This is a genomic window from Lysobacter koreensis, from assembly GCF_042677045.1.
Classification (GTDB): Bacteria; Pseudomonadota; Gammaproteobacteria; order Xanthomonadales; family Xanthomonadaceae; genus Lysobacter_K; species Lysobacter_K koreensis.
On the sequence record NZ_JBHTIH010000003.1, the window covers coordinates 190,476 to 213,891 of the forward strand.

The 23,416-nt window shown below is 70.2% G+C and carries 24 protein-coding genes; 14 read left to right on the forward strand and 10 right to left on the reverse strand.

Annotation, left to right across the window (positions count from 1 at the left end; genetic code table 11):
* Positions 1 to 75: 75 nt before the first annotated feature.
* Genes ACFQZQ_RS06210 through ACFQZQ_RS06220 form a run of 3 tightly spaced genes read left to right on the forward strand, consistent with a single transcriptional unit; the run spans position 76 to position 1,754 of the window.
* Complete coding sequence (locus tag ACFQZQ_RS06210) at positions 76 to 882, forward strand: TSCPD domain-containing protein (protein WP_386811895.1); 807 nt, start codon at positions 76 to 78, stop codon at positions 880 to 882.
* 12 nt (positions 883 to 894) lie between these two features.
* Positions 895 to 1,410: a hypothetical protein gene (locus ACFQZQ_RS06215; RefSeq protein ID WP_386811897.1), complete on the forward strand. Its 516-nt coding sequence runs from the start codon at positions 895 to 897 to the stop codon at positions 1,408 to 1,410.
* On the forward strand, positions 1,407 to 1,754 hold the full coding sequence (locus tag ACFQZQ_RS06220) for a hypothetical protein (protein WP_386811899.1): 348 nt from the start codon (positions 1,407 to 1,409) through the stop codon (positions 1,752 to 1,754). The genes ACFQZQ_RS06215 and ACFQZQ_RS06220 overlap by 4 nt, the downstream gene beginning before the upstream one ends.
* A 999-nt stretch (positions 1,755 to 2,753) precedes the next feature.
* Here ACFQZQ_RS06220 and ACFQZQ_RS06225 read toward each other — a convergent pair.
* Positions 2,754 to 3,071 (reverse strand): hypothetical protein, encoded by a 318-nt coding sequence (locus ACFQZQ_RS06225; protein ID WP_386811901.1) that lies wholly within the window; start codon positions 3,069 to 3,071, stop codon positions 2,754 to 2,756.
* A gap of 493 nt (positions 3,072 to 3,564) precedes the next feature.
* Here ACFQZQ_RS06225 and ACFQZQ_RS06230 point away from each other — a divergent pair, with 493 nt between their 5' ends.
* The 3 genes from ACFQZQ_RS06230 to ACFQZQ_RS06240 all read left to right on the forward strand — a co-directional run bounded on the left by ACFQZQ_RS06230 (position 3,565) and on the right by ACFQZQ_RS06240 (position 5,586).
* Positions 3,565 to 4,488, forward strand: coding sequence for a L,D-transpeptidase family protein (locus tag ACFQZQ_RS06230; protein WP_386812552.1), 924 nt, complete (start codon positions 3,565 to 3,567; stop codon positions 4,486 to 4,488).
* A gap of 117 nt (positions 4,489 to 4,605) precedes the next feature.
* On the forward strand, positions 4,606 to 5,028 hold the full coding sequence (locus ACFQZQ_RS06235) for a hypothetical protein (protein ID WP_386811902.1): 423 nt from the start codon (positions 4,606 to 4,608) through the stop codon (positions 5,026 to 5,028).
* 183 nt (positions 5,029 to 5,211) lie between these two features.
* Entirely contained in the window at positions 5,212 to 5,586 is a 375-nt protein-coding gene (locus ACFQZQ_RS06240; protein WP_386811903.1) for a hypothetical protein, read from the forward strand.
* Between the two features lie 88 nt (positions 5,587 to 5,674).
* Here the strand turns inward: ACFQZQ_RS06240 and ACFQZQ_RS06245 are convergent, their stop codons facing one another.
* From ACFQZQ_RS06245 to ACFQZQ_RS06255, 3 genes are all read right to left on the reverse strand, one after another.
* Positions 5,675 to 6,616 carry an NAD(P)H-dependent glycerol-3-phosphate dehydrogenase gene (locus tag ACFQZQ_RS06245; RefSeq protein WP_386811904.1) on the reverse strand — a complete coding sequence of 314 codons (942 nt, stop codon included), beginning with the start codon at positions 6,614 to 6,616 and terminating at the stop codon, positions 5,675 to 5,677.
* 395 nt (positions 6,617 to 7,011) lie between these two features.
* A complete protein-coding gene (locus ACFQZQ_RS06250) occupies positions 7,012 to 7,374 on the reverse strand; it encodes an MmcQ/YjbR family DNA-binding protein (protein WP_386811905.1) in 363 nt (120 codons plus the stop codon).
* Between the two features lie 111 nt (positions 7,375 to 7,485).
* Positions 7,486 to 9,492, reverse strand: coding sequence for a M14 family metallopeptidase (locus ACFQZQ_RS06255; RefSeq protein WP_386811906.1), 2,007 nt, complete (start codon positions 9,490 to 9,492; stop codon positions 7,486 to 7,488).
* Between the two features lie 252 nt (positions 9,493 to 9,744).
* Here ACFQZQ_RS06255 and ACFQZQ_RS06260 point away from each other — a divergent pair, with 252 nt between their 5' ends.
* Complete coding sequence (locus tag ACFQZQ_RS06260) at positions 9,745 to 10,956, forward strand: DUF418 domain-containing protein (protein ID WP_386811907.1); 1,212 nt, start codon at positions 9,745 to 9,747, stop codon at positions 10,954 to 10,956.
* Between the two features lie 63 nt (positions 10,957 to 11,019).
* Here the strand turns inward: ACFQZQ_RS06260 and ACFQZQ_RS06265 are convergent, their stop codons facing one another.
* Both ACFQZQ_RS06265 and ACFQZQ_RS06270 read right to left on the reverse strand, forming a co-directional pair.
* Positions 11,020 to 13,794, reverse strand: a complete 2,775-nt coding sequence (locus ACFQZQ_RS06265; RefSeq protein ID WP_386811908.1) for a putative bifunctional diguanylate cyclase/phosphodiesterase — start codon at positions 13,792 to 13,794, stop codon at positions 11,020 to 11,022.
* Between the two features lie 6 nt (positions 13,795 to 13,800).
* Complete coding sequence (locus ACFQZQ_RS06270) at positions 13,801 to 14,280, reverse strand: type IV pilin protein (protein WP_386811909.1); 480 nt, start codon at positions 14,278 to 14,280, stop codon at positions 13,801 to 13,803.
* Between the two features lie 257 nt (positions 14,281 to 14,537).
* On the opposite strand from ACFQZQ_RS06270, the gene ACFQZQ_RS06275 reads away from it, so the two are divergent.
* From ACFQZQ_RS06275 to ACFQZQ_RS06285, 3 genes are all read left to right on the forward strand, one after another.
* Positions 14,538 to 15,998 carry an MBL fold metallo-hydrolase gene (locus tag ACFQZQ_RS06275; protein ID WP_386811910.1) on the forward strand — a complete coding sequence of 487 codons (1,461 nt, stop codon included), beginning with the start codon at positions 14,538 to 14,540 and terminating at the stop codon, positions 15,996 to 15,998.
* A gap of 2 nt (positions 15,999 to 16,000) precedes the next feature.
* Positions 16,001 to 16,810, forward strand: coding sequence for an N-acetylmuramoyl-L-alanine amidase (locus ACFQZQ_RS06280; RefSeq protein WP_386811911.1), 810 nt, complete (start codon positions 16,001 to 16,003; stop codon positions 16,808 to 16,810).
* A gap of 62 nt (positions 16,811 to 16,872) precedes the next feature.
* Positions 16,873 to 17,364 carry a hypothetical protein gene (locus tag ACFQZQ_RS06285; protein ID WP_386811912.1) on the forward strand — a complete coding sequence of 164 codons (492 nt, stop codon included), beginning with the start codon at positions 16,873 to 16,875 and terminating at the stop codon, positions 17,362 to 17,364.
* 80 nt (positions 17,365 to 17,444) lie between these two features.
* On the opposite strand, the gene ACFQZQ_RS06290 is transcribed toward ACFQZQ_RS06285, so the two are convergent.
* Both ACFQZQ_RS06290 and ACFQZQ_RS06295 read right to left on the reverse strand, forming a co-directional pair.
* On the reverse strand, positions 17,445 to 17,633 hold the full coding sequence (locus tag ACFQZQ_RS06290) for a hypothetical protein (protein ID WP_386811913.1): 189 nt from the start codon (positions 17,631 to 17,633) through the stop codon (positions 17,445 to 17,447).
* Between the two features lie 11 nt (positions 17,634 to 17,644).
* Positions 17,645 to 17,854, reverse strand: coding sequence for a hypothetical protein (locus ACFQZQ_RS06295; protein ID WP_386811914.1), 210 nt, complete (start codon positions 17,852 to 17,854; stop codon positions 17,645 to 17,647).
* A 199-nt stretch (positions 17,855 to 18,053) separates the two neighbouring features.
* Here ACFQZQ_RS06295 and ACFQZQ_RS06300 point away from each other — a divergent pair, with 199 nt between their 5' ends.
* The 3 genes from ACFQZQ_RS06300 (at position 18,054) to ACFQZQ_RS06310 (ending at position 20,325) form a co-directional block, all read left to right on the forward strand.
* A complete protein-coding gene (locus ACFQZQ_RS06300; RefSeq protein ID WP_386811915.1) occupies positions 18,054 to 18,851 on the forward strand; it encodes a lytic transglycosylase domain-containing protein in 798 nt (265 codons plus the stop codon).
* A 106-nt stretch (positions 18,852 to 18,957) separates the two neighbouring features.
* A complete protein-coding gene (locus tag ACFQZQ_RS06305; protein ID WP_386811916.1) occupies positions 18,958 to 19,560 on the forward strand; it encodes a M15 family metallopeptidase in 603 nt (200 codons plus the stop codon).
* Positions 19,561 to 19,779: 219 nt separating this feature from the next.
* A complete protein-coding gene (locus ACFQZQ_RS06310) occupies positions 19,780 to 20,325 on the forward strand; it encodes a hypothetical protein (protein WP_386811917.1) in 546 nt (181 codons plus the stop codon).
* A gap of 39 nt (positions 20,326 to 20,364) precedes the next feature.
* Here ACFQZQ_RS06310 and ACFQZQ_RS06315 read toward each other — a convergent pair whose 3' ends face one another.
* Both ACFQZQ_RS06315 and ACFQZQ_RS06320 read right to left on the reverse strand, forming a co-directional pair.
* Positions 20,365 to 21,588 (reverse strand): PQQ-dependent sugar dehydrogenase, encoded by a 1,224-nt coding sequence (locus ACFQZQ_RS06315; protein ID WP_386811918.1) that lies wholly within the window; start codon positions 21,586 to 21,588, stop codon positions 20,365 to 20,367.
* A 135-nt stretch (positions 21,589 to 21,723) separates the two neighbouring features.
* The gene (locus ACFQZQ_RS06320) at positions 21,724 to 22,224 is read right to left on the reverse strand and encodes a hypothetical protein (protein WP_386811919.1); all 501 of its coding nucleotides are present in this window, start codon (positions 22,222 to 22,224) and stop codon (positions 21,724 to 21,726) included.
* A 250-nt stretch (positions 22,225 to 22,474) separates the two neighbouring features.
* Here ACFQZQ_RS06320 and ku point away from each other — a divergent pair, with 250 nt between their 5' ends.
* Positions 22,475 to 23,386, forward strand: coding sequence for a non-homologous end joining protein Ku (gene ku / locus ACFQZQ_RS06325; protein ID WP_386811920.1), 912 nt, complete (start codon positions 22,475 to 22,477; stop codon positions 23,384 to 23,386).
* Positions 23,387 to 23,416 lie beyond the last annotated feature (30 nt).

Sequence of the window (23,416 nt, forward strand, 5' to 3'; positions counted from 1 at the left end):
TGGTCGCCGCGCCCCAGCGGCGCGGCGGCCGCATTACGCAACGCGAACTCGCAACAACCGCATCAGGATCCTTCCATGGCCGTCAAGATCGACCAGAAAATCAAGGGCTACGCCGTCGTCACCCCGGAAGACAAGGCCAAGGACGCCGCCGTCAAGGCCGAAGCCGTCGCCCGCACCGTGGTCGAGGCGCAGCTGCCGACCGCCGACGTGATCCAGATGCACGAGCGCATCGAGCGCCCCGAGATCCTGATCGGCAGCACCTACAAGATCAAATCGCCGCTGTTCGAGCACGCGCTGTACGTGACGATCAACGACATCGTGCTCAACGCCGGCAGCGAGCACGAACAGCGCCGTCCCTTCGAGATCTTCATCAACTCGAAGAACATGGACCACTTCCAGTGGATCGTCGCGCTGACCCGGATCATGTCCGCGGTGTTCCGCAAGGGCGGCGACGTCACCTTCCTGGTCGACGAGATGAAGGCCGTGTTCGACCCCAAGGGCGGCTACTTCAAGGCCGGCGGCGTGTACATGCCGTCGCTGGTCGCCGAGCTGGGCAGCATCGTCGAGGACCACCTCAAGTCGATCGGCCTGATGCACGACCCTGAAAAGAGCGACGCGCAGCGCGCGATGATCGCCGAGAAGCGCGCGGCCTACGCGGCGCTGACCTCAAAAAAAAACTCTGACGTAAGCGCGTCGGCCGACCTGTTCCCGTCGCCGAAGGTGCGCGACGACGAGCGCGTCGAGGATCTCGAGGTCACCGGCGACGGCGGCGTGTCGTTCCCGCCGTCGGCCACCATGTGCCACAAGTGCAGCGCCAAGGCGCTGGTGATCATGGATGGGTGTGCGACTTGCTTGAATTGCGGTTATAGCAAGTGCGGCTGAGCGCATTCGCCAATGCTGCTTGAATGGGTTGCCAAGCACAGACTCAATGAATACTCCGACGTTCTAGGTCTGTTGATCACTATCGTGGGTTTTGCAGCCACTTTGTGGGCTGTTTGGCGATCTCGTAGAGTTGCGGCGCAAGCGCTCGCAGTTGCTAATAAGGTTAGAGATGACCTGAGGAAAGTCGAAACGGTCGCCGAGTTCTCATCGGCAATGACAGCAATGGAGGAGGTTAAGCGCCTTCATCGCAAGGGTGATCTAGACCCGCTTCCGGAGCGGTATTCTGCGCTTCGCCGTTCCTTGATAAGTCTTAGGGCGTCCAGTCAATTGCTCACAGATGGTGAGCAATCGGTGCTGCAGTCGGCCATCACTCAGTTTGCTGGGTTTGAGCGCCGGATAGAAAAGGCACTCACGAGTGAGAGCGCAAAAGTAGACTTTGCGAAAATGAATCGCATTGTTTCAAGCAGCATGGATCAGATTCATGCCGTCTTGATCAGAATCAAGACAGCAATTGGAGATGGTAAGTGAGCCACGAGAAGATCGCTAAAATGTTGGTTGTTCTCAGGAAAAAGACTGAGGACGGTGCGCTGACTTGGGCGGAGACGGAAGACAAAGGAATCTTTCAGGCCTCATTTCCAAAGTACGCGGTTCGATTGTTCGAGGCAGCGAATCCGTTTGAGAACGAAACAGATTTCGTGCTTCAGATTTGCAATGACAATGGCGACGTTGTGGAAGAAGTAAGGGATACGGATCTAACTTCTTTCTTTGAGAAGCCGTATGTATTCATGCGGGATCTTTACGAACTCGCGCGACGGAACGCTATGGGAGTCGACGCAGCGATCGACGAGATAATGATCTCCCTGCTTAAGTAGTGGTCGGCCAGTCGGCGTAGGGCGCAATCAAAGGGCATTGCTCTCATGTGAGTCGCGGCGAGGGCGACGCAAGCCAACATCAAGAGCTTTCGCACGCTGCGCGCGCGAGTCACTTTTGTCCTTGTCAAAAGTAACCAAAACCGCCTGCGCCGGACGCTCGCCGGAGACGATGAAGCCGTCTCCGGTTCCCTGTGCTCCTCGAGCAAAGGGTACGGCGCCCAAACTCGCTTCGCTCAGACAAGGGCGCCTTTCCCCTCCTTTGCCCTCCGGTGCTCGGCGAGCTCTACGGCGCGGGAAAAGCGAAGAGCTCGAAATCAACGGCAGCGGCAGCGGCAGCGGGAACGGCAACGGCAGCCAAAGTAGCCCGGGTAAGCGCAGCGCACCCGGGGCGCTTTCCCCGGTATCGATGGCCCCGGGTGCGCTGCGCTTACCCGGGCTACGTTGATACGCTGACGGCATGGTCAGATATCGCCGCAATCGGATTGCAGGCGCAGCGTATTTCTTCACCGTGACGTTGCGTGACCGCAGGAGCGACCTGCTGGTTCGGGAAGTAGACGCCTTGCGTGACGCATGGCGTGGAGCGGCCAATCTCGTGCCCCACGCCGTGGTGGCCGCCGTCGTCCTGCCCGAACATTTGCATGCAGTCATCCGCATGCACGATGGAAACGCGGACTACCCGCGGCTTGGCAGGAGATCAAGATGGGGTTTACCCGGCGCACTTCCGAGCCGGGCTCCAGGTCGGCGTGGCAGTCGCGCTATTGGGAGCACACCGTGCGCGATGAAGCGGGCTTGCAGGCTTGTGTGGACTACGTCCATATCAACCCGGTCAAGCATGGCTTGGTCACGTCGGTAGCTGCGTGGCCGCATTCCAGCTTCCACCGCTATGTCCGGAATGGCTGGTTGCCGCCGGACTGGGCGGGGATGCCGGGCGACGGTGATGGATTCGGGGCACGGTGATGCGATCCCGGGTGCGCTTCGCTTACCCGGGCTACATGGCGTCTACTCGCTCTCGTCTATTGGCGGCGCGCTGCGCAGGCCGGCTGCGCCGCCCATCGCGCGGAACTCCTGGGTGACGCGCGGGCCGGGGGCGACGCCCCAGCGGATGCCGATGCGGCTCAGGCGGCGTTCCATGTCGGCGCGCATCGGCGGCGGTGTCAGCGCCAGGATCGCGTCGTGGCGGACCGCCCAAGCGTTGGCGATCGCGTACGGGCCGGGGTTGCGCTGTTGCAGTTGCGGCATCTGCCGTTCCAGTTCGGCGATCAGTTCCTCGGCCCTTGCCAGATCACCCGCTCCGGTCGGAGCGCTTGCGTCGTTCATTGGTGTTTCCCCCTGATGCTGCCGCGAGCGTGTGAGACCGGCGGTAGAGGCGGCGTGAGAGCGGCGGCGATCGCAGAATGCTTGGAATTGGGTTGTCGAAAGCGCATGCAAGCAACGGCAGTTGCAACCGCGGGTGAACGGTTCATCTGGCGTGCGATGCGCGGGCGCTGACTTCACGCGACCGCGAGTCCGGCTTGGACACGATGCGGGCCTACTCCCCTGCACGGCGCACTCCATGAACGTTCCGAAGCTGAGCATTCTTTCCAAGGCGCTGGCCTGCGCCGTCCTGCCGGTGGCGATCGCCGCGTGCACGCCGTCGGCGCCGTCGGCCGCGTCGGCTGCCGACACTGCGCCTGGCGTCGCTGCGGCCACGCCTGCCGCGCCGGGTCCGCTGGACACGACTTCGGCCACCGGCGTGCCGACCTCGCAGGTGCCCAACGAATCGACCGCGACCCTGCCGGTGGCACCGGCCGACGGCTCGGTCGATGGCGCGATGGTGCCGGGCACGCCCGAGCGCACCGTGCCCGAGCCGGCGCCGGTCCCCGTCACCGCGGCGCCGGCCGACGCCGAGCTGGCCAAGGACAGCCCGCTGCGCGCGCAGGTGCTGCTCGAGCGCGCGTTCTTCTCGCCGGGCGAGATCGACGGCGCCGGCGGCAGCAATACCCGGCGCGCGGCGGCGGCGTTCCAGCAGGCCAACGGCTTGCCCGAGAGCGGCACGCTCGACGCGGCGACCTGGGAAGCGCTCAACCGCGACGCCGCGCCGATCCTGATCGATTACACGCTGACCGCGCAGGACGTCGCCGGGCCGTTCGCGCCGACGCCGAGCGCGCCGATGGAGATGGCAAAGCTGAAGGCGCTGCCGTTCGTGACGGTCGAGGAGAAACTCGGCGAGCAGTTCCACGCCAGCCCGGCGCTGATCAAGAAGCTCAACCCGGACGCCGACTTCAGCGTCGCCGGCACCAAGCTGACCGTGCCCAACGTCGCCGCGGCAATGGCGTTGCCGAAGCCGGCGAAAGTCGTGGTCGACAAGTCGGACGCGTCGCTGATGCTTGAGGACGCGGCCGGCAAGCTGCTCGCGCGCTTCCCGGTCACCACCGGAAGCGCGCAGTTCCCGCTGCCGATCGGCGAGTGGAAGGTCACCGACATCGCGCGCAACCCGGTCTGGCACTACGACCCGGCGCTGATCGCCAACAGCAAGAAGAGCGACGAGAAGGCCGAGATCCCGGCGGGCCCGAATAACCCGGTCGGCAGCACGTGGATCGGCGTGAGCAAGGAGCACTACGGCATCCACGGCACCGCCGCGCCGGCCAAGATCGGCAAGAGCGAATCCAACGGATGCATCCGCATGACCAACTGGAGCGCCGCGGCGCTGGCCAAGGTGGTATCGCGCGATTTGGTGGTGACGATGCGCGAGTAAGTTGCGCGCCGCGCACGGCGGGGTGAACCCCGTCCTGCGCGGGCCGGTTCGGCGGCGGTGGGCCGTTCAATCGGGCAGGCGGGGCGACCGCCGTCACGGGGCAGACCGATGTGGGCGATGGCAGGTTGGCGGTGCGGTGCGGTGGCGCTGCTGCTCGGGTGGGGCTTCGCGGCGTCGGCGCAGGACGTGCGGCCCCAGTCGCTGCAGATGTACGGCGGCACCTATTCCACCGATTGCCGCAACGCCGCCGCGCCCAGGCTGCGGATCAGCGCCGAGGCGCTGGTCATCGAGCAGGGCGCGCGCCGCCAGCTTGGACGCGGGGTGATGGACTCGTACACGAGCTTCGGCGGTGCGCCGACGTCGCCGGTGCCGCCGGGCTACGTGATGGAGTTCATCAGCGACGCGTTTTCGTTCTACGTGTTCCAGGACCAGGCCGGACTCTACATCGAGCCAGCCGCGGGCGCGCCGTCGGCCGCGGCGGTGATCGGCAAGGCGAACATGCAGGCCCGCTTCCGCCGCTGCGCCGCGGACGCGCGCTGATCGCATCGGACCCGCGTGCAACGTCTGCGAGGGTGAACCCGCGCAGGTCGCGCACACGCCACCGTCACCAGCGCGTTACGGGTCAGCTGGAACGCTCGCGGTCGAGGCCATGCGCGCGCCGTATCGCTTGATCGCCGCCGCCTCCTACGCGGGCATGCCGCCCGCTGCGAACGGAGACCCCTGATGAACCGCAAATCCCACACGCTGCTCGCCCTGCTGCTGCCGGGCCTGGCACTGCTCGCCGCCTGCGACCGGGCCCCCTCCGCCGACGACGCCGCGACGCCGCCACCGGTGGCGACATCGGCACCGGCGCCCGCGCCCGCCGACCCCATGCCGCCGGCGCCGATGCCGATGCCGGCCGCCAGCCCACCCGCGGCCGAACTGATGTTCGCCGAGATGGACAAGAACAAGGATGGCGGGATCGCCAAGGACGAGTTGGCCGCGACCGACATGCTGTTCGAGCACTTCTCGGTCGCCGACGGCGATGGCGACGGCAAGCTGACCGAGGCCGAAGTCAGCAAGCACCGCGCCGACATGGCCGCCGCCCCCGCGCAGTGACGGCGTAGTCGGGCGAGGCTGCGCCAGCGCAACCCGCGTCGGCGTCGCGCGATGGATGACGCGCCGGCCGCGGCTTGCGCGCCGTGGCCTACCGGCCGGTGGGCGCGGCGAAGCGGCGGGCGAGGTACGCGTCCAGCCCTGCTTGCAACCGCGCGGGGTCGTCGAGGAAGTCGCACACCAGCGCGAACAGCGCGAAGCGCTCCCAGGCGAACAGCGCGTGCGCGCGGACCATGGCCACGGTGTGCACGCCCTCGCTGCGGATGTTCGCGCCCGACGCGGCCAGCTGCGTGGCATCGCCGGTGGCCAGGTCGGCGCCCAGGCGGCGGTGGTGCGAGGACGCGCTGGTGGCGGTGGTCACCAGGTCGCCGAGGCCGGCCAGGGTGTAGGCGGTGTCCGCGCGTCCGCCCATCGCCTCGACGATGCCCGCCAGCTCGCGGGTGGCCTCGGCCACCAGGAAGCCGCGCAGGTTGTCGCCCAGCGCCAGCCCGTCGGCGGCACCGATCAGCGGCACGTAGACGTTCTTGAGGATCGCCGCCCAGGCCGCGCCGTGGACGTCGTCGAGGCAGTCCAGGTGCAGCGCGGTGCCGGCGAACAAGGCCTGCAGCCGCGCGCCGGCGGACGGGCGCAGGCTCGCGGCCATCGCGAAGCCGGGCCGTCCGGCCTGCAGCTCGCGCGCGAGCATCGGCCCGTACAGGAACGCCCAGTCGCGGCGCGGGCCGAAGTGCTGCGCGAACACCTGCGCCGGGGTCCGGCCGCGCGCGTCCAGGCCCTTCGCGATCGACACGCACAGCGCATTGGTGGCCAGGCACGGCGCCAGGCGCGCGGCCAGTTCGTCGTGGGGGTTGCTGGGCAGAGCGAACATCACCACCTCGCGGCCGCGCGCGGCGGCCTCCAGCGGTTGCGTCTCGACCCCGGTCACCAGGTCGCGGTCCCAGACTGCGACGTCGTGCCGCGCCGACAGCAGCGTCTCGAACGCCCGTCCCATCGCGCCATGGCCGAGGATCAGCACCCGTGTGGCGTTGTCCGGCATCGCCCAAGCCCCCTTGGTTTCCTGCGTCCGAGCATAGCCCCGATCCGGTGGCTGGCAGGCGAGCGGGCCGCGGCGACCGGGCGGCGCACAGCGGCGGTAGCGGAGCGGTCCAGAAAACGGTTGCCGAAGTCGAGGAAGTGGTCGGCGAGGTCGAGGAAATGGTTGGCGAGGTCGAGGAAACGGTCGGCGAGGTCGAGGAAACGGTTGGCGAGGTCGAGGAAACGGTCGGCGACGTCGCGAAATCGGTTGTCGAGGTCGAGGAAATGGTTGGCGAGTTCGAAGAAACGGTTGGCGAGGTCGAGAAAATGGTTGCCGAGTTCGAAGAATCGGTTGGCGAGGTCGCGAAATCGGTTGCCGGCGTCGCCAGGGCGCGGGACGGCGGGTTGAAACCCGCCCTACGGTTCTCCGAGCACGCGCGCCTGCTGCCGTTTGCTCAGCGAGCCCAGCGCGCGCCGGTACGACCACCGCACCAGTTCGCGCAGGTAGGCGGCCGGCACCCTGCGCACGTCGACCACCGTCACCCAGTGGTAGCGGCCGAGCCAGCGCGCGGGCTGGATGCCGGGAACGTCGGTCAGTTCGAGGAAGCGCTCGGGCGTGACCCGGAAACTGAAACGCCAGCGTTCCGGCGCGCTGGTCTTGAAGTAGGCGAAGCGCTTGCCGCCGACCGCGTACACCAGCACGTTGCGCGCGTCGTCGTACAGGCGCGTCGCGACGCCGGGCAGGCCGGCGCAGAACGCTTGCAGTTGGTCGACGTCCATCGCCGCGATGGTCCCGCGCGCGGGTCGGCGCCGTCGACACCTGCCGGAGCATGCTGCTGACAGCGCGTGTCAGCAGCGTGCGTCATCGCCGGGTGCGGCCCGGCGCCACGCTCACGGCGGGCAGGTGCGCAGCATCGCCAGCGCTGCCTCGGTGTTGCTCTTGGCGACCGCGTCGCGCTTGGCCACGTCCTGCGGGTAGAAGACGTAGGGCGTGGAGCCGACCGGGCAACCGCCGCGTTCGGCCACCGAGTACGATTCGATCAGCACCGAGTACGTGTCGCCGTCCTTGTAGAACCAGTCGTTGGAATCGCCGTACACCGCGTAGCCGGGGTAGCTGCAGCTGTCGACCGTGGTCAGCGCGGGGTAGCCGTCCTTGACGTTGAGGTAGCCGGCGGCGCTGGCCATCGCGCCGGTCAAGGCGTTGTACGGGGCCACGTCCGGGGGGTCGAGGTTGGTGTTCGGCGGCACCGCCACGTGCCCCATCGGGTGCCCGACCACGCCGCCGTAGCTGTGCCACGACAGCATGCACACCAGGCCGTCGACCTCGCGGCGCTGGCGGGTCAGGAACTGGCTGTGGGCGAGCCCGCGCACCGCCTGGGTCTCGACCTCGGAGAACGCCGCCGGCCCGGGGTACATGTCCGACTCGCGCACCAGGTTGCCGGTGGCCGGGTCGACGCCGGAGCGATCGGCGTCGGGCAGGGCCGCGCGCTGCGCCGGCGGGAAGCTGGTCACGTGCTCGAAGCCGTAGTTGCGGTTAAGGTCGATGCCGCAGCGCTTCGGATCCTGCTTGTCCTCCAGGCGGGTGTTCTTGCGCCAGTCGAGCTGGTTGGCGACCGCGCGGTCGTAGCCGTTCGGGTTGACCACCGGGATCACCCACACCTCGCGGGTGTCGACCAGCTTGCGGATCGCGGCGTCGCCGGCGTAGCGGTCGGTCAAGGTGCGCAGCAGGTGCATCGTGTGGATGCCGGTCATCAGCTCGCGCGCGTGGTGCACGCCCAGGAACGCGACCTCCGGCTCGGGATCGTTGCTGTCGGGGTTGGCCGACACCTTGACCGCGTAGATCCGGCGACCGCCGCGCGGGTCGCGGCCGGCGCACGAGTCCTGGGTCTGCCCGGTCCAGTGGAACAGGCGCACCAGCGCGGGGCCGGGGCTGCCGTCGTAGGTCGCGGCCAGCTTGAACAGCTGGTCCTCGATCTCGGCATAGCTGGGATACAGCCCCGGCGAGTTGTGCGGGTTGTACAGCGAACGCTGCATCAGCGCCGCCGTCGGCCGCAGGCCGCGGGCCACCTGCGCCGCGGTCACGTCGGGGTAGGGCAGTTCCCGGGCGAGCTCGGCGGGGAACGCGGCGGGCCCACGTTTCGCGGCGCGGGCGGACGCGCTGGGCAGCTGCGCCTGCTGCAACGCCTTCGCCATCGCCGGGCTGTAGGTGATGCCGATCAACTCGCCGAGGCCGCCGGCGAGCTTCGGCCCCACCGGCGACTGGTCGGCCGAATACGCGAGGAAGTCGCCGATGCCGTCGCCGTTGCTGTCGACCCGGGCCGGGGACGATCCCAGGCGCTGCTCCAGCCCGTCGCCGAGGCCGTCGAAGTCGGCGTCGGCGGTTTTCACCCGCGGATCGAAACCGAAGTAGCCGTTGAGCTCCTCGTCGAAATCGCCCCAGCCGTCGCCGTCGCTGTCGGGCGCGGCCGGGTCGGTGCCCAGCGCGGTCTCGCGCGCATCCGGCAGGCCGTCGCGATCGCGATCGCTGTCGGCCTGCAGCAGGCGGTAGCCGAAGTCGCCGAGGCGATCCTCGAAGCCATCGCCGAAGCCGTCCTGGTCGCTGTCCGCGGCTTCGGAGTTACTGCCCATCGCCCGCTCGCGGTCGTCGGTGACGCCGTCGCGATCGCGGTCCGCGCCCGGGGTGTCGGGCGCGCCGGCAGCGGACCCGGTGGTCGGAATCACGCCCCAGGCCGAGCCGGGCGGCTTGCTCGCTAGCTTGCCCGGCAGCTGGGCGCAGCCGGCGCCCAGCAGGCTGACGCCCAGCGCGAGTGCGACGAAACCGGAGCGGTGGCTGGCGGGGGTGGGGCGCGCCAGGGCAGTGGGGCGCACGCGGCGTGCGCGGAAAACATGCGGGTCCATGATCGCGTCCTTGAGTCGGGCGAAGCCCGGTTGATCGTGCCGACGCCGCGTCGCGCGGCGGTCCGAACGGACCCGCCACGCCGCCGCGTCGGGCGCCTGTGCAGCTCCCTGTTCCGCACTGGGTGCAACGCCGGCGAACCGGACCAGCGGCCAATCGCCGGCAAGCCGCGGGCCGACGTGCGACCGGGACCACCGCCGGCGCGCACCGCGGCGACCCGGTCGGGCGTCGCTTGGGCTTACGATCCACCGACCATGGCGATCATCCCGTTCCAGCCGACCGACCCCGCGCAACGGCTGGAGCTGCTGGACGCGCTGCGCGGCTTCGCGCTGGCCGGGGTGCTGCTGTCGAACCTGCTGGTGTTCACCCAGTTTGCGTACCTGGACGACGCGGGCCGCGCCGCGTTGCCGAGCGCCGGCCTCGACCGCGTGCTCGAGCCGGCGCTGAACCTGCTGGTCACCGGCAAGTTCCTGACCCTGTTCTCGCTGCTGTTCGGGGTCGGCTTCGCGCTGCAGATGCAGCGCGCCGACGACGACGCGGATCCGACAAGCCGGCGCCGGCGCCGCTACCTGCGGCGGCTGGCGGTGCTGCTGGTGATCGGCCTGGCGCATGCGTGGCTGTGGTGGGGCGACATCCTGCGCTACTACGCGTTGCTGGGGCTGTTGTTGCTGCCGCTGCAGCGGCTGTCGACGCGCGCGCTGGCGGTGCTCGGCGCGGTGCTGGCGGTGGTGCCGCATCCGTTGTTCGCGCAGCTGTTCGCCGCTGCGGGGCCGGCGCTGGCGTCGCAGGAGCAGGCGCACGCGGCGGCGCTGGCCGCGTTCGGTGACACGCGCTGGCCGCCGATGCTGCACGGCAACCGGGTGTTCGGGCAGTGGTGGATGGCGAAGCACTGGGGGCTGGCGTGCACGGTCGCCGGCTGCCTGCTGGTCGGCGCCGCGCTGGGCCGCAGCGGCGTGCTGCGCGACCCGGCCGCGCACCCGCGGTTCTGGCGGCGGCTGCGGTTGGCGTTGCCGCTCGGGCTGCTGCTGGCGGTCGGGCTGACCTTGTCCGCGTACGGCCGGCTGCCATCGCCGGCCGCAGGCGCCGACGGCGGCATTGCGCGGATGGGGCTACGCATGCTGCACGACGCGGCGACGATGCTGCTCGGGCTGGGCTACCTCGCCGGGTTCGCGTGGCTGTTCGGCCGCGCGCGCTGGCGCCGCGGCCTGCAGTGGCTGGCACCGGTGGGGCGGATGGCGTTGAGCAACTACCTGCTGCAGACGCTGGCGGGGATCGCGCTGTTCTACGGCGTTGGGCTGGGCTGGGGGCCGCGCTGGGGGTTGCCGGGGCTGCTGGCGGCGTGGGCGGCGGTGTTCGCCGCGCAGGTCGCGCTGAGCCACGCCTGGCTGGCGCGCTTCCGCTTCGGCCCGGCCGAGTGGGCGTGGCGCAGCGTGACCTACGGCCGCCGGCAGCCGCTGCGGCGCTGAGCGACGGCGGCCGCTCGTGCGCCGCTGCGCGACCGACCGCGGCCACCCGGCCGCGCCGGCGACTCAGTGGTCGAGCGCCTCGGCGCCGAGCAGCGGCGCCGGGCGGCGCTGCTCGGCGAGCAGGCCACCCAGCGCGGCCGCCGACATCGGCCGGTGGTAGAAGTAGCCTTGGATGCAGTAGCACCCCATCTGCCGCAGCAGGTCGGCCTGCGCCTGGTGCTCGACGCCTTCGGCGACCACGGTCTTTCCGGTCGCCTGCGCCATCGCGATGATCGCGCGCACCAGCGCCAGCGCGCCGCTGGAGGTGGCGATGTCGACGATGAACGCGCGATCGATCTTGAGCGCGTCGACCGGCAGGGTTTTCAGGTACGCCAGCGACGAATAGCCGGTGCCGAAATCGTCGATGGCGATGCTCACGCCGAGCCGGCGCAGCTCTTCCAGCCGGGCCGTGGCGAGCGCCATGTCGTCGACCAGCACGCTTTCGGTGATCTCCACTTCCAACTGGCTGGCGCGCAGGCCGTGCTTGGCCAGCGTGGTGCGCACCGTGGCGACGAAGCGGTCCGACCGCAGTTGCCGGCTGGACACGTTCACCGCGACGCGGGCCAGCGGGTAGCCCGCACGCTGCCACGCCGCGAAGTTCCGGCAGGCCGCATCCAGCACCCAGCTGCCCAGTTCCTCGATCAGCCCGCTGCGCTCGGCGATCGGGATGAACGTGGCGGGCGACACCGCGCCGCGGGTCGGGTGGTGCCAGCGCACCAGCGCCTCGGCGGCCAGCAGCGCGCCGCTGCGGCAGTCGACCAGCGGCTGGAAATGCACCTCCAGTTCGCCGTCCTGGACCGCGTGGCGCAGGTCGCTTTCCAGTTGCGCGCGCTCGGACGCGAGCCTGTTCATGTCGTCTTCGAAGAACACCGCGAGCCCGCCGCCGGCTTTCTTGGCGTGGTACATGGCGATGTCGGCGTTGCGGATCAGCGTGGCGACGTCCTGGCCGTCGTCCGGATACACCGCGATCCCGACGCTGGCGACGATCTGCAGGTCCATCGCGTCCAGCGACATCGGCGCGGCGATCGCGGCCATCGCCGCGGCGGCGACGCGCAGGACCTCGTCCTGCCGGGTCGCGTCCTCGACGATCACCAGGAATTCGTCCCCGCCCAGGCGCGCGACGAAGCCGCTGCCGGCCAGGTCGCGCGCCAGCGCGTTGGCGGCCTCGACCAGCACGCGGTCGCCGGTGACATGGCCCCAGCCGTCGTTGATCGCCTTGAAGCCGTCCAGGTCGAAGAACAGCACCGCGCACGCCTGCCGCCGCGGCGCCGCGCGCCCGATCGTGGCGGCCAGCGCTTCGTGCGCGGCGAAACGGTTGGGCAGGCCGGTCAGGCCGTCGTGCCGCGCCTGGTAGACCAGCAGGTCGTCGCGTTCCTTGGCGGCGATGGCCACCGCCACGCGGCTGCCCAGTTCGTGCACGGACTGCAGGCAATCCTCGCTGGGGGTGGTGTCGGCGAGCAGGCCCAGGCTGACCGAGCCGCACACGCGCTCGCCGATGTGCAGCGGACGGGTCAGGCCGCGGCGGGCGCCCAGTCGCTGCAACGTCGCCCAGGGCTCTGCCGGGTTGTCGTCGTGGCTCATCGCGGTCCACGTCGCTGCCGCGACCGGTGCCACCGCGACGACGTCCGCGGGCAGCGCGATCCGGGCGTAACCGGTGGCCTCGGCGGCGACCGCGCGCACGTAACAGTCCGCCCCTTCGCCGGTCGCCGCATAGGTGTCGGTCACGCACACGACCGCGTCGGGCACCAGTTGCTGGATGGCCTGCAGCACCAGGTCGACCACGTCGCCCAGGGCATCGCGCTTGAGGATCCGGCGATCCAGTTCGGAGAGCGCGTTGAGCGTGCCCATCTGGCGCGCCACGAGCACCCCCATCTCGTTGAATGCGGTCGACAGTTGCCCGAACTCGTCGTGGCCAAGTGCGCCGGGCGCGAACACGCCCTGGGGGATGCGCCGGGTCTGGGCGATCAGCTGTTCCAGCGGCACCATCGTCCAGCGGATCACGACCAGGCTCAGCAGCGCGACCAGCAGCAGCGTCCCGGCCCAGACCCAGGCGAGGGTTTGCAGCAGGTCGGGCAATTGCGCGTGCACGCTGCCCGCCGGCACGGCAGTGGTGAACGTCCACGGGGTGGTGCCGAAACGCCCCTTGAGGAACAGCGCCCAGCTGCCCGCGACCGTTGGCGGCTGCGCGGGCCCGGCGCCGACCGGACGCTCGCTGCAGAACAGCGGCTGCCGGTGCTCGGCGTACACGCAGATGCGATGCCCTTCCTGGAATTCGTCGGGTGCGCCCCACAGGTATTCGGGGCGCAGCTGCGCGGCGATCCAGGTCGCGCCCTGGCCGGCCTGGCCGCGGGTTTGCTGCAGCAGGAATACCTCCGGCGCCACGGCATCGCCGCGTGCGACGACGACCAGCCGGCCGTCGGCGACGCGGCGCGCGCCCCCGTCCGCGGCGATTGCCGCGCGCAGGCTCGCGGCCAGCGCCGGGCCGGCCTGCGCGAGCGGAAGCACGCTCGCGAAGAACACCGGGTGGGCGGTCGCGTCGGTAGGCCCGTTCGCGTGCACCGCGGCATCGCCGACGCCTTGCAGGACCCGTGCGGCAGTGTCTAGCCGCTGGAAGACGCCCAGCGCGAACGCCTTGCTGGTCTCGACCACGGCCCGCTGGGCCGCGACCTGGAAACTGTCCTGCACCGCCTGGTACGCCAATGCCGACAACAAGATGGTGGGTGCCAGCGCTGCCACGCAGAAGTAGCCGAAGGTCCGCCGCGCGATCCGGCTCTTCAGAAACGTGCCTTCGACGCGCATGGGGGGTCAGTACTTCGAGGCCAGGTCGATGAAGGCGCCGTCGTTGGCACGGATCACATCGTCCAGGCTTTCCTTGTTGGAGATCTGGGTCTTGAACTGGCCGTCCTTGCCGGTGCTGAACAGATCGAAGTCCGAGTTCAGCGGATTGAGCTTGCGGTCCTTGCGGGCCTGGCCGTTACCCGGGCCGATCAGGTTGGTGTAGCGATAGGGATTGCCCCACGGGTCGAGGGAATCCAGATTGACGTCATTCAACGAGTCGGGGTAGCTGTAGTTGTAGGCGTGATAGTTCTTGATCTGCATCGCGATCCCGCTGATCTCCGTCCTTGCCTGGCTGACACGGACTCGCTCGCGGTAGTCCGGGTACGCCGAGAACGCCAGCGAGGCCAGCACTCCCAGCACAGCCACGGCCAGCAGCAGTTCGATCAGGGTGAGGCCCCGGCTGCGCTGGCGGTAGGCGCGCGGGGCGCGGCGTGGATGACCTGGCATGCGAGGGATCCTGGGTAGGGCGATAAACCGGTGTGGCGATGTGCGGACAGAACTTCGCCCACGAACGGTAGCGGCACCGCGCACGAAGGAAGTGTGACGGAGATCGCTGTTGACCGGGCCGGGTGGGGACACCTCCGGCCCAGCCGCGGGACACTGCTGATAACGGCGAGGAGCGGCCGATCTTGACCCGCCGCGCGCCGCGCGCGGTCCGGGCGGGAGGCTGCGATACTCACGCGCCCTACTGATCGGAGCGACGGATGCGCTGGATTCTGCTGCTGTTGGGCCTCCTCGCCGGTTCCGTCAGCCAGGCCGCGCCCCTGCCGCGGCATTGGGTGCACGGCGCGCCGAACGAGCCGGCGCTGCAGGTGCACGAGGCCGCGCCCGGGCTGTGGATCCTGCGCCAGTCGAAGGCGAGCAACTTCGAGGCGCCGTTCCTGTACCTGCTCGCGGGCAGCGAGCGCGCGCTGCTGCTCGACTCCGGCGCGCAGCCCGCGAAGGGCAGCACGCTGCCGTTGCGCGAGACCGTCGACGGCCTGCTGGCGACCTGGGCGCACACGCACGGCAAAAAGCACATGCCGCTGGTGGTCGCGCACACCCACGCGCACCGCGACCACCGCCACGGCGATGCGCAGTTCCAGGGCCGCGCCGACACCCGCATCGTCGGCATCACGCCGGCCGAAGTCGCCGCCTTCTTCGGCCTGTCGCGCTGGCCCGAGGGCGAGGCGACGTTCGAGCTGGGCGGACGCGCGCTGACGGTGCTGCCGCTGCCGGGCCACGAGCCGGCGCACATCGCGGTGTACGACGCGCGCAGCGGCAGCCTGTTCTCCGGCGACACGCTGTACCCGGGGCTGCTGACAATCCGCGACTGGCCCGCGTACCGCGCCAGCGCGCAACGGCTGGCGGCGTTCGCGGCCACCCACCGCATCGCGCAGGTGCTCGGCGCGCATATCGAGATGACCACCACCCCCGGCCGGATGTACCCGCTGGAGACCGCGTACCAGCCGCACGAGCACGCGCTCGCGCTGCGGCCCCGGCACATCGACGAGCTGGCGAGCGCGACCGCGGCGCTCGGCGATTTCCTGCACACGCACGCGCACGCCGACTTCCTGCTACAGCGCATCGTCGCCACGCCCTCTGGCGACCCGCCCAACAGCCACGGCATGCTCGTGGTCGGCACCGAGGTGGTCTACCTGTCGCACCTGCCGATGTTCCATGTCCCGCACAACTACCAGCTGATCTTCGAGGCCGGCCTGGCCGACGACGCGCTGGCCGCGTACCGCGCCGACGCGCAGCGCCATCCCGGCCAGCTCTACACGCTGGTGCCGAGCCAGCGCTGGGTGTTGCCGGAGACGATCCGCGAGCACGCGAGCTTCAGCGCCGACCTGTATCGCGGGCATTTCGAACGCGGCGGCACGCCGATCCGGCAGGACATCGATGTTGCAGTGAAACGCATCGTCCAGTTCCGTCGCTTCGAGCCCGGGCGCGCGCCGCAACCGGAGGAGTGGATCGGCTTCGGCCGCGGCCGCGAGCACTTCCTCGCCCACCGCCTGGAAGGCCCGCCGGACATGGACCAGGTGGTGCAGGTCTCCGCGGCGCAGGGCGAGGAGGGCGCCGCGCTGCACCTGCCCGGCGCGAAGGAGCTGCAGGTCGGCCAGGCCGTGGGCCGCGGCCGCGTGCAGCGCGTCCTCTACACCGAGTACGGCGACGTGGAAAAGTAAGCGTGCAGCATCGACCAGCAACCCGAGGTGCGATCGCCACGCGCATGCGCGGCGCGATCGCCGTGCTGCTCGCCGCGTGCCTGGGCGCGTGCGCGAGCACGCCGCCGCGCAACCCGCTCGCGCAATGGCACGGCTCACCGAACCACAATGCGCGCAGCGCGCAGTTGATCGTGCTGCACCAGACCGAGATGGACAGCGCGCAGGCGGCGCTGCTGACGCTGCGCACGCGCAACGCGCAAGGGCGGGTGAGTGCGCACTATTTGATCGGCAACGATGGCCGCCTGTACCAGCTGGTGTCCGAAGACGCGCGCGCGTGGCATGCGGGCGCGGCGCGCTGGGCGGGGCTGCACGACCTCAACTCGGCGTCGATCGGGATCGAGCTCGACAACGACGGCCACTCCGCCTTCAGCGAGCCGCAGCTGCAGGCATTGCTGCGCGTGCTCGCCGACCTCACCGCGCGCCTGGACATCCCGCGCCACCTGATCGTCGCCCACGGCGACATCGCGCCGACCCGCAAGCACGACCCGGGCGTGCTGTTTCCGTGGCCGCGGCTGGCGCAGGCAGGCTTCGGCCTGTGGCCACGCGCGGTGCCGGCCGCGCCGCCACCGAGGTTCGACCCGTGGCTGGCGTTGCGCGTGATCGGCTACGACCTGCGCGATCCCGCCGCCGCGGTGCGTGCGTTCCATCGCCATTACCGCGCCAGCGAAGGCGACGCGTGGGAGCCAGAGGACGCGGCGATTCTTTACGACCTCCAGCAGCAGCTGCTGCAACTGCCGCCGACCGCGGAACCGATGGCAACCCCGTCGCTTTGACGCCGTGCTCAGGCGGCGGCGGTTACGGTCGCCGCCTTGCTGTCACACCCCAAGGAGACGCGATGAAGAAGTCCCTGCTGCTCGGCGCCAGCGTGTTGCTGCTCGCCGCCTGCAATGCCCCGGCCCCGACCGCGCCGTCCGCTGCAGCGCCACCGGCGGCGGCCACGCCCGCCGACCCCGCGCCTGCGGCGACCGCGCCGCCTGCTGCCACGCCATCGCCGGCCGAGCCTGCGCCGCCGGCCAACCCCGCGCTCGCGTTCGCCGACAAGGTGTGGAAGGTCAGTGCCTCGTCGGGGGCCGAAGTCGGATCGACCTACGCGTTCCTGTCCGGCGGCACGCTGGTGGTCGACTCGCCCAACGGCACCCCGCTGTACGGCAGCTGGACCTATACCGACGGCAAGCTGGTGATGACCGAGGAAGGCCAGGCGTACCCGACGGACATCGTCGAGCAGACCGCGACCAGCCTGAAACTGCGCAGCCACAACCCCGGTGGTGTGCTCGACATCGCCCTGGTGCCGGCCCCGGAAGTGCCGCTGCCGGCGGCGAAACCGTAAGCCGCGGCAGAAAAAAAACGACGAAGGCGCCGCGAGGGCGCCTTCGTCTTTTTGGTCGGCGTGACAAATGTTGTCGCGCGTCAGTGCTTGCCGCGGCCGAAGTTGGGATCCTGGCTGCGCACGCGGGCTTGGCCGGTTTCATCCTTGCCGCGGTCGGCATGATCGCGATGGGCGGCCGCTTGCGGCTGGCGCAGGTTCTCCAGGTCCTTCTGTGAGCGCTTCAGGCTCTCCTTCTGGGTGGCGTTTTGCTTGGCCGGATCAGTGCGCATGGTTCGGGTCCTCAGTGCTTGCCGCTTTCGCTGCCGCTGCGGCGGTCGTCGCTGCCGGCATCGCGGGTCGACGGTTCCTTGCCGGCCACCGACTTGCGCTGGCTGGGTCCGTCCTTGCCTGCACGCAGCGCGTGGTCGCCGTCGCTCATGTCGTTGCGGCCGCTCGGCGGGGTGGTGTGGTCGCTCTTGACGCGTTCGGACGCATGTTTGTTGCTGCCCATTGCGGACTCCTCTTTTGTGGCAAGCGGTGCGGAATGCACACGCTACCGACGCCCGTGTTAGTCCGCGCGCAGCGATGCGTGAGCGGTCTGATAACACGATTCATGCCGCTGAGCCGATCGGAAACCCGCGGCCGCCGCCATCGGTGGGGTAAACCATCCGCACACGCGGTGGTTCAGGTCGCAGGCCTACAATCCGCGCATGTTGCGTCGCCTCGTCCCCGCGCTTGTGCTGTTGCTGCTGTCCGCCGCGTACACCGACGCGCAGGCGCGCACCGTGTACCGCTGCGTGCGCGACGGCAGCGTCAGCCTGTCGACCGCGCCGGAGCCCGGTTCGCGCTGCGTTGCCAAGCAGATCGATGACCACGTCGCCAAGGTGCCCAACCTGTGGGGCGCGCTGGGCGTGATCAACGGCACCCTGTACGAGCGCCAGCAGGACGGCAAGACCGTGTACGGCACGCGCAAGATGCCCGGCTCGGTCAAGGTGCTCGCGTTCACCGTGAACACGCCGCCCGGCGAACCGGCGCACGAAGGCCTGGGCCGGGTCGGCAAGCCGCGCATCGACCAGTACGCGAAGCAGTTCCAGGCCGCCGCCAAGTCCACCGGCGTCGATGACGCGTGGCTGCGCGCGATCGCGCATGCCGAAAGCGGCTTCGACGCGAACGCGGTCTCGCCCAAGGGCGCGCAGGGCGTGATGCAGCTGATGCCGGCCACCGCGCGCGACTACGGCGTGCGCGATCCGTTCGCGTCGGCGCAGTCGATCGATGCCGGGGCGCGGCATATCCAGCAGCTGATGAAGCGCTACCGCGGCGACCTGGTGCTGGTCGCGGCCGCGTACAACGCCGGCATCGGCACCGTCACCCGCTTCGGCGGCGTGCCGCCGTACCGCGAGACGCGCAGCTACATCGCCAAGGTTCAGGCGCTGCACGCGCGCTACCGCGCCGCGCTGGGACTGAAGCCGCTGGCCGCGGCCGCGCCGGGGCTGACCGCGGCCCAATAGCTGCGGCAGCGCGCGCGCCGCCTACCCGCGCGCGCCGAACCCACGAAGGGTTAACGCAGCGCACGCGACAGTGGCCGCCACGCGCCCGATGCGCGCGGGTGCCGCGATGAGCCATGAACTGCTGAACGCCGACGTGCTGTTCCTGCAGCGCCTGCTGCGGGCGGAAGGCCTGTACGCCGGCGCGCTCGACGGCCTGTGGGGGCCGCGCACCGAACGCGCCGCGCGCCAGTTCGAGGCGCGCGCATTGCAGCTGCGCGCAACGCTGGGCGAGTTCGACACGCGCAGCGAGCACGCGATCCTCGGCCTGGCGTTGCGCGCGCAGGAACACGCGCGGCGGTTCCTGCGCCGCGTGCTCGACGGCGGCATCCAGGCGCGGATCATCTCCGGCACGCGCAGCTATGCGCAGCAGAACGCGTTGTTCCGCCAGGGCCGTTACGGCAACCCCGGCCCGGTGGTCACGCGCGCCCGCGGCGGCCACAGCGCGCACAACTTCGGCATCGCCTGGGACATCGGCATCTTCACGTTGCGCGGCGGCTACTCGCGGCGCGCGCGCGACTACGTCGCCGCCGCGCGTCTGGGCAGGGCGCCGGGGATCGAGTGGGGCGGCGATTGGACGACGTTTCCCGACCCGCCGCACTACCAGCTCACCACCGGTCTCGACCTGGCGGCCGTGCGCGCGCGCTTCGAGCTCGGCCAGCGCTATGCGTGAGCCGCGAGCCGCACGCTGCCCAAATTTGGCGCGACCTGCGCGGGCGCGTTGACGCGCAGCAACAAAGCACGTGCCGGCCAGGGCGGATGAACAGGGCGATTCGCTAGCGCTCGCACACGGCCGCGTGAAACCGCGGTTAGGTGCGCGCTTCGTCACGGCCCGTGCATGCGACCGCGTCGAGCGTGGCGGTGCTTGGCTAGCCTCGTGGAAGGAGCGGGCATGAACATCGCGGATCTCAAGCACGGTGCCGCCCTCGGTCTGGGCGCGTTGTCGATCGCGCTCGCGAGCGCGCTGCCTGCCGCGGCGGCCGCCGCGCCACCCGGCGTCGCACAGCACGGCAACGGGTCGCTGCGGCCGATGCAGCGTTTCACCGACCTGCTCGCCAGCGCGGCCACGCAATCGAGCGAACGCAGCGGGCAGACGCGGCGCGATGACGACGACGCGCGCGATCCGCCGCCGACCCTCAACGAGAACGCACCGCCGCCGGCCGAGCAGGTCGAGGAGCGCGCGATGCAACCGGTCAAGCCACCGCCGGTGACGATCAAGGCGCGGACGGCGAGCCCGGCGCGCGGCACCTTTGCGCAACTGGACGACGACGACGACGGCCGCGTCAGCGCCGCCGAGGCGCAGGCAGCGGCGGCGCTCCAGGCCGAGTTCAAGGCGCTCGATGCCGACGGCGACGGCTACCTCAGCGAGGGCGAATTCCGCGACGGCGGCAGCGACGAACGCGAAGAACGCGAAGGGCGCGACGACGCGCGCCGCTGACCGCGCAACCCGCGGCGGGCACCGTCGCGAGCGGTGGACTCAGCGCGCCGCCGGCGTCAGCCGCAACAAGCGCCCGCCCTTGCCATCCTCGAGCAGCCAGACGTCGCCGGCCGGGCCCTGCTCGACCTCGCGGATGCGCTCGTCCATGTCGTAGCGCGCCGCTTCGCGCGCGCCGTTGCCGTCGAACTCGACCCGTACCAGCGCCTGCCCGGACAGTGCGCCGATCAGGCCGTCGCCCTGCCAGTCGGGGAATGCACTGCCGGAATAGATCACGAACCCGGCCGGCGAGATCACCGGGGTCCACGACACTGCCGGCGCGCGGAATTCCGGGCGCGTGGCGTGGTCGGGAATGGTGCGGCCGTCGTAGTGGTCGCCGTTGGACACGATCGGGTAGCCGTAGTTGGCGCCGCGCTCGACGCGGTTGAGTTCGTCGCCGCCCTTGGGTCCCATCTCGGTGTTCCACAACTGGCCGCGCGCATCGAACGCGATCCCCAGCGGGTTGCGGTGGCCGAGCGACCAGACCTGCGCGGCGACGCCGCCGTCGCCCGCGAACGGGTTGTCGGCCGGCAGCGAGCCGTCGTCGTTGAGGCGCAGGATCTTGCCGGCGTTGGCCCGCATGTCCTGGGCTGGGGTGAACTCCTGGCGCTCGCCGGAACTGATCCACAACTTGCCGTCCGGACCGAACGCGAGGCGGTGGCCGTAGTGGCCTTCGCCGTCGAACTTCGGCACCTGCCGCCAGATCACCTGCAGCTCCGACAGCGCGCCGCCGCCTTTCGCGTCCAAGGTCAGCTTGGCGCGTGCCACTGCCGCGCCGCGGGTGTCGTCGTCGCCGGCTTCGGCATAGCTCAAATACACCAGGCCGTTGCGCGCGAACTGCGGGTGCAGCAGCACGTCGCCGAGGCCGCCCTGACCGCCGTAGCTGACCTTGGGCACGCCGCTGATATCGCCGATCACACCGCCCTTTCCGCCACCGGGCTGGAACAACTTCAGCGCGCCACGCTTCTCGGTCACCAGCGCGCGGCCGTCGGGCAGGAAGGTCATCGCCCAGGGCTCGTTGAATTTGGCCATCTCGGTCGCGGTGAACGGCTTGGCCGCGGCGTCGGGCGATTCCACGAACGTGGTGCTGGCAGCGCCGGCGGCGGCCGCCGCGTTCGCGGCAGGCGGTGCGTCGGTGCGGGGCTGGGTTTCCGCGGGCGCATCGTGCGCGGTACCGCAGGCGGCGAGCAGCAGGCCGCTGCAGGCGGCGTAGGCGAGGAACTTCATCGGCGCATCTCTCCTGGCGATCGGCGGCCAGCTTGCCGCCCGTGGGTGCGCGCGGCAACGCGCGCAACGGTGTGGGGAACTGTCGGATCCGGCCGCGGGCATCCGCCGCGGCCGCAGGATTTCAGCCGATCGCATTCAACGGATCAGCGCGGTGGTCGCCTCGTACGGCAGTGGCGTGGCGCCCGTGCGGGCGATCGCGGCCTCGGCGTCGTCGAGGACCTCCTTGGTCGCGTCGATCACCAGCAGGATGCGGCCGGCCTCGATCTCGTCGTGGAACTTGCGCCGCACCGGGTCGGGCAGCGACGAGCCGACCAGCGCCGATGCCCAGCAGCCGACCAGCGCGCCGGCCGCCGCGACCGCGCCGACCCCGGCCACGGTCAGCCCGATCGGGGTCAGCACCACCGCCACCAGCCCCACCAGCAGGCCGGTCGCGCCGCCATAGCCCGCGCCGCGCAGCGCGGCCGGAATGAAATCGCTGTCGGCTTCCTTGCGGCCGTCGGGGATCGAGTCCAGCTCGATGTCCGAGCGCGCGACCAGCAGCAGGCATTCGTCGTCGATGCCGGCCTGGCGCGCGGCCGCCATCGCCGCCTGCGCGGTCTCGAGGTCGGGGGTGCTGAACACGTGTCGGGTCTTCATGAATCCGCTCCGGACGGTGGGTCGGCGCCGCGCCGCTCGCGCGCCGGCAAAGGACGGCCATGCACCCGGGGATCGCGCCGATGCCGGCAGGCCCTCCCGCTGCAAGCGCCCCAGCTTTGTCCGCATTCGGTTATTCGCGCGTGATGAGCGCGATCGACACGCGCGTCGCGCCAGGACCCGCGCATTCACCTGTCGCGGACGGCCGCTGGGCGATGGTGCCCGCCTGCCACCAGGCTTCCCGGAGCACGCCATGGCCCGCCCCATCTGGACCGGTTCGCTGTCGTTCGGGCTGTTGAACATCCCGATCCAGCTGATGCCCGGCGAACGCCGCACCGACATCTCGTTCCGCATGCTCGACTCGCGCACCAAGGACCCGGTGCGCTACGAGCGGGTCAACGCCGAGACCGGCGAGGAGGTGCCGTGGAAGGAGATCGTGAAGGCCTACCAGTACGACAAGGACAGCTACGTGGTGCTGGAGGCGGCGGACATCGCCGCGGCCGCGTCGGAAAACACGGAGACGATCGCGCTGGACGCGTTCGTCGAGCAGGCCGCGATCTCGCCGGCCTACCTCGAGAAGCCCTATCTGTTGGTCCCGGGCAAGCGCGCCGAGAAGGGCTACGTGCTGCTGCGCGAGGTGCTGAAGAAATCCAAGCGCGTCGGCATCGGCCGGGTGGTGATCCGGACCCGCGAGTACCTGTCGATGGTGATCCCGCAGGGCGACGCGCTGATGCTGATCCTGATGCGCTTCCCGCAGGAGCTGGTCGACCCGGCCGAGTACAAGATCCCCGAGGGCGGCGCGGCCAAGTGGAAGATCACGCCCAAGGAAATGCAGATGGCACAGACCCTGCTCGAGTCGATGGCCGAGGACTGGAAGCCGGGCGACTACAAGGACGAGTTCCGCGAGCGGCTGACGGCGGTGATCAACAAGCGGATCAAGGCCAAGGGGGCGACCACCCGGATCGAGGAGCCCGCCGACGACGAACCGGCCGAGGCGAGCACCAACGTCGTCGATTTCATGGCCCTGCTGCAGCGCAGCCTCAAGCAGAAGGGCGAGACCGGACAGGCCGCCACCAAGCCGGCAGCGAGCAAGCCGGCAACGAAGGCGGCCAAAGCGGCGAAGAAGGCACCGGCGAAGAAGGCCAGCAAGCGCAAGGCCGGCTGATGCGTGCAGGCGCCGCCGACGCCGGTGTCG

Bases quoted from the DNA above. Each gene is read 5' to 3' on its own strand.
- ACFQZQ_RS06255 (WP_386811906.1), bottom strand. From the start codon at position 9,492: ATGGACCCGCATGTTTTCCGCGCACGCCGCGTGCGCCCCACTGCCCTG.
- ACFQZQ_RS06240 (WP_386811903.1), top strand. From the start codon at position 5,212: ATGAACCGCAAATCCCACACGCTGCTCGCCCTGCTGCTGCCGGGCCTG.
- ACFQZQ_RS06225 (WP_386811901.1), bottom strand. From the start codon at position 3,071: ATGAACGACGCAAGCGCTCCGACCGGAGCGGGTGATCTGGCAAGGGCC.
- ACFQZQ_RS06215 (WP_386811897.1), top strand. From the start codon at position 895: ATGCTGCTTGAATGGGTTGCCAAGCACAGACTCAATGAATACTCCGAC.
- ACFQZQ_RS06275 (WP_386811910.1), top strand. From the start codon at position 14,538: ATGCGCTGGATTCTGCTGCTGTTGGGCCTCCTCGCCGGTTCCGTCAGC.
- ACFQZQ_RS06270 (WP_386811909.1), bottom strand. From the start codon at position 14,280: ATGCCAGGTCATCCACGCCGCGCCCCGCGCGCCTACCGCCAGCGCAGC.
- ACFQZQ_RS06315 (WP_386811918.1), bottom strand. From the start codon at position 21,588: ATGAAGTTCCTCGCCTACGCCGCCTGCAGCGGCCTGCTGCTCGCCGCC.
- ACFQZQ_RS06320 (WP_386811919.1), bottom strand. From the start codon at position 22,224: ATGAAGACCCGACACGTGTTCAGCACCCCCGACCTCGAGACCGCGCAG.
- ACFQZQ_RS06230 (WP_386812552.1), top strand. From the start codon at position 3,565: ATGGTGCCGGGCACGCCCGAGCGCACCGTGCCCGAGCCGGCGCCGGTC.
- ACFQZQ_RS06300 (WP_386811915.1), top strand. From the start codon at position 18,054: ATGTTGCGTCGCCTCGTCCCCGCGCTTGTGCTGTTGCTGCTGTCCGCC.
- ACFQZQ_RS06305 (WP_386811916.1), top strand. From the start codon at position 18,958: ATGAGCCATGAACTGCTGAACGCCGACGTGCTGTTCCTGCAGCGCCTG.
- ACFQZQ_RS06260 (WP_386811907.1), top strand. From the start codon at position 9,745: ATGGCGATCATCCCGTTCCAGCCGACCGACCCCGCGCAACGGCTGGAG.
- ACFQZQ_RS06310 (WP_386811917.1), top strand. From the start codon at position 19,780: ATGAACATCGCGGATCTCAAGCACGGTGCCGCCCTCGGTCTGGGCGCG.
- ACFQZQ_RS06245 (WP_386811904.1), bottom strand. From the start codon at position 6,616: ATGCCGGACAACGCCACACGGGTGCTGATCCTCGGCCATGGCGCGATG.
- ACFQZQ_RS06235 (WP_386811902.1), top strand. From the start codon at position 4,606: ATGGCAGGTTGGCGGTGCGGTGCGGTGGCGCTGCTGCTCGGGTGGGGC.
- ACFQZQ_RS06250 (WP_386811905.1), bottom strand. From the start codon at position 7,374: ATGGACGTCGACCAACTGCAAGCGTTCTGCGCCGGCCTGCCCGGCGTC.
- ACFQZQ_RS06265 (WP_386811908.1), bottom strand. From the start codon at position 13,794: ATGCGCGTCGAAGGCACGTTTCTGAAGAGCCGGATCGCGCGGCGGACC.
- ku (WP_386811920.1), top strand. From the start codon at position 22,475: ATGGCCCGCCCCATCTGGACCGGTTCGCTGTCGTTCGGGCTGTTGAAC.
- ACFQZQ_RS06285 (WP_386811912.1), top strand. From the start codon at position 16,873: ATGAAGAAGTCCCTGCTGCTCGGCGCCAGCGTGTTGCTGCTCGCCGCC.
- ACFQZQ_RS06290 (WP_386811913.1), bottom strand. From the start codon at position 17,633: ATGCGCACTGATCCGGCCAAGCAAAACGCCACCCAGAAGGAGAGCCTG.
- ACFQZQ_RS06295 (WP_386811914.1), bottom strand. From the start codon at position 17,854: ATGGGCAGCAACAAACATGCGTCCGAACGCGTCAAGAGCGACCACACC.
- ACFQZQ_RS06210 (WP_386811895.1), top strand. From the start codon at position 76: ATGGCCGTCAAGATCGACCAGAAAATCAAGGGCTACGCCGTCGTCACC.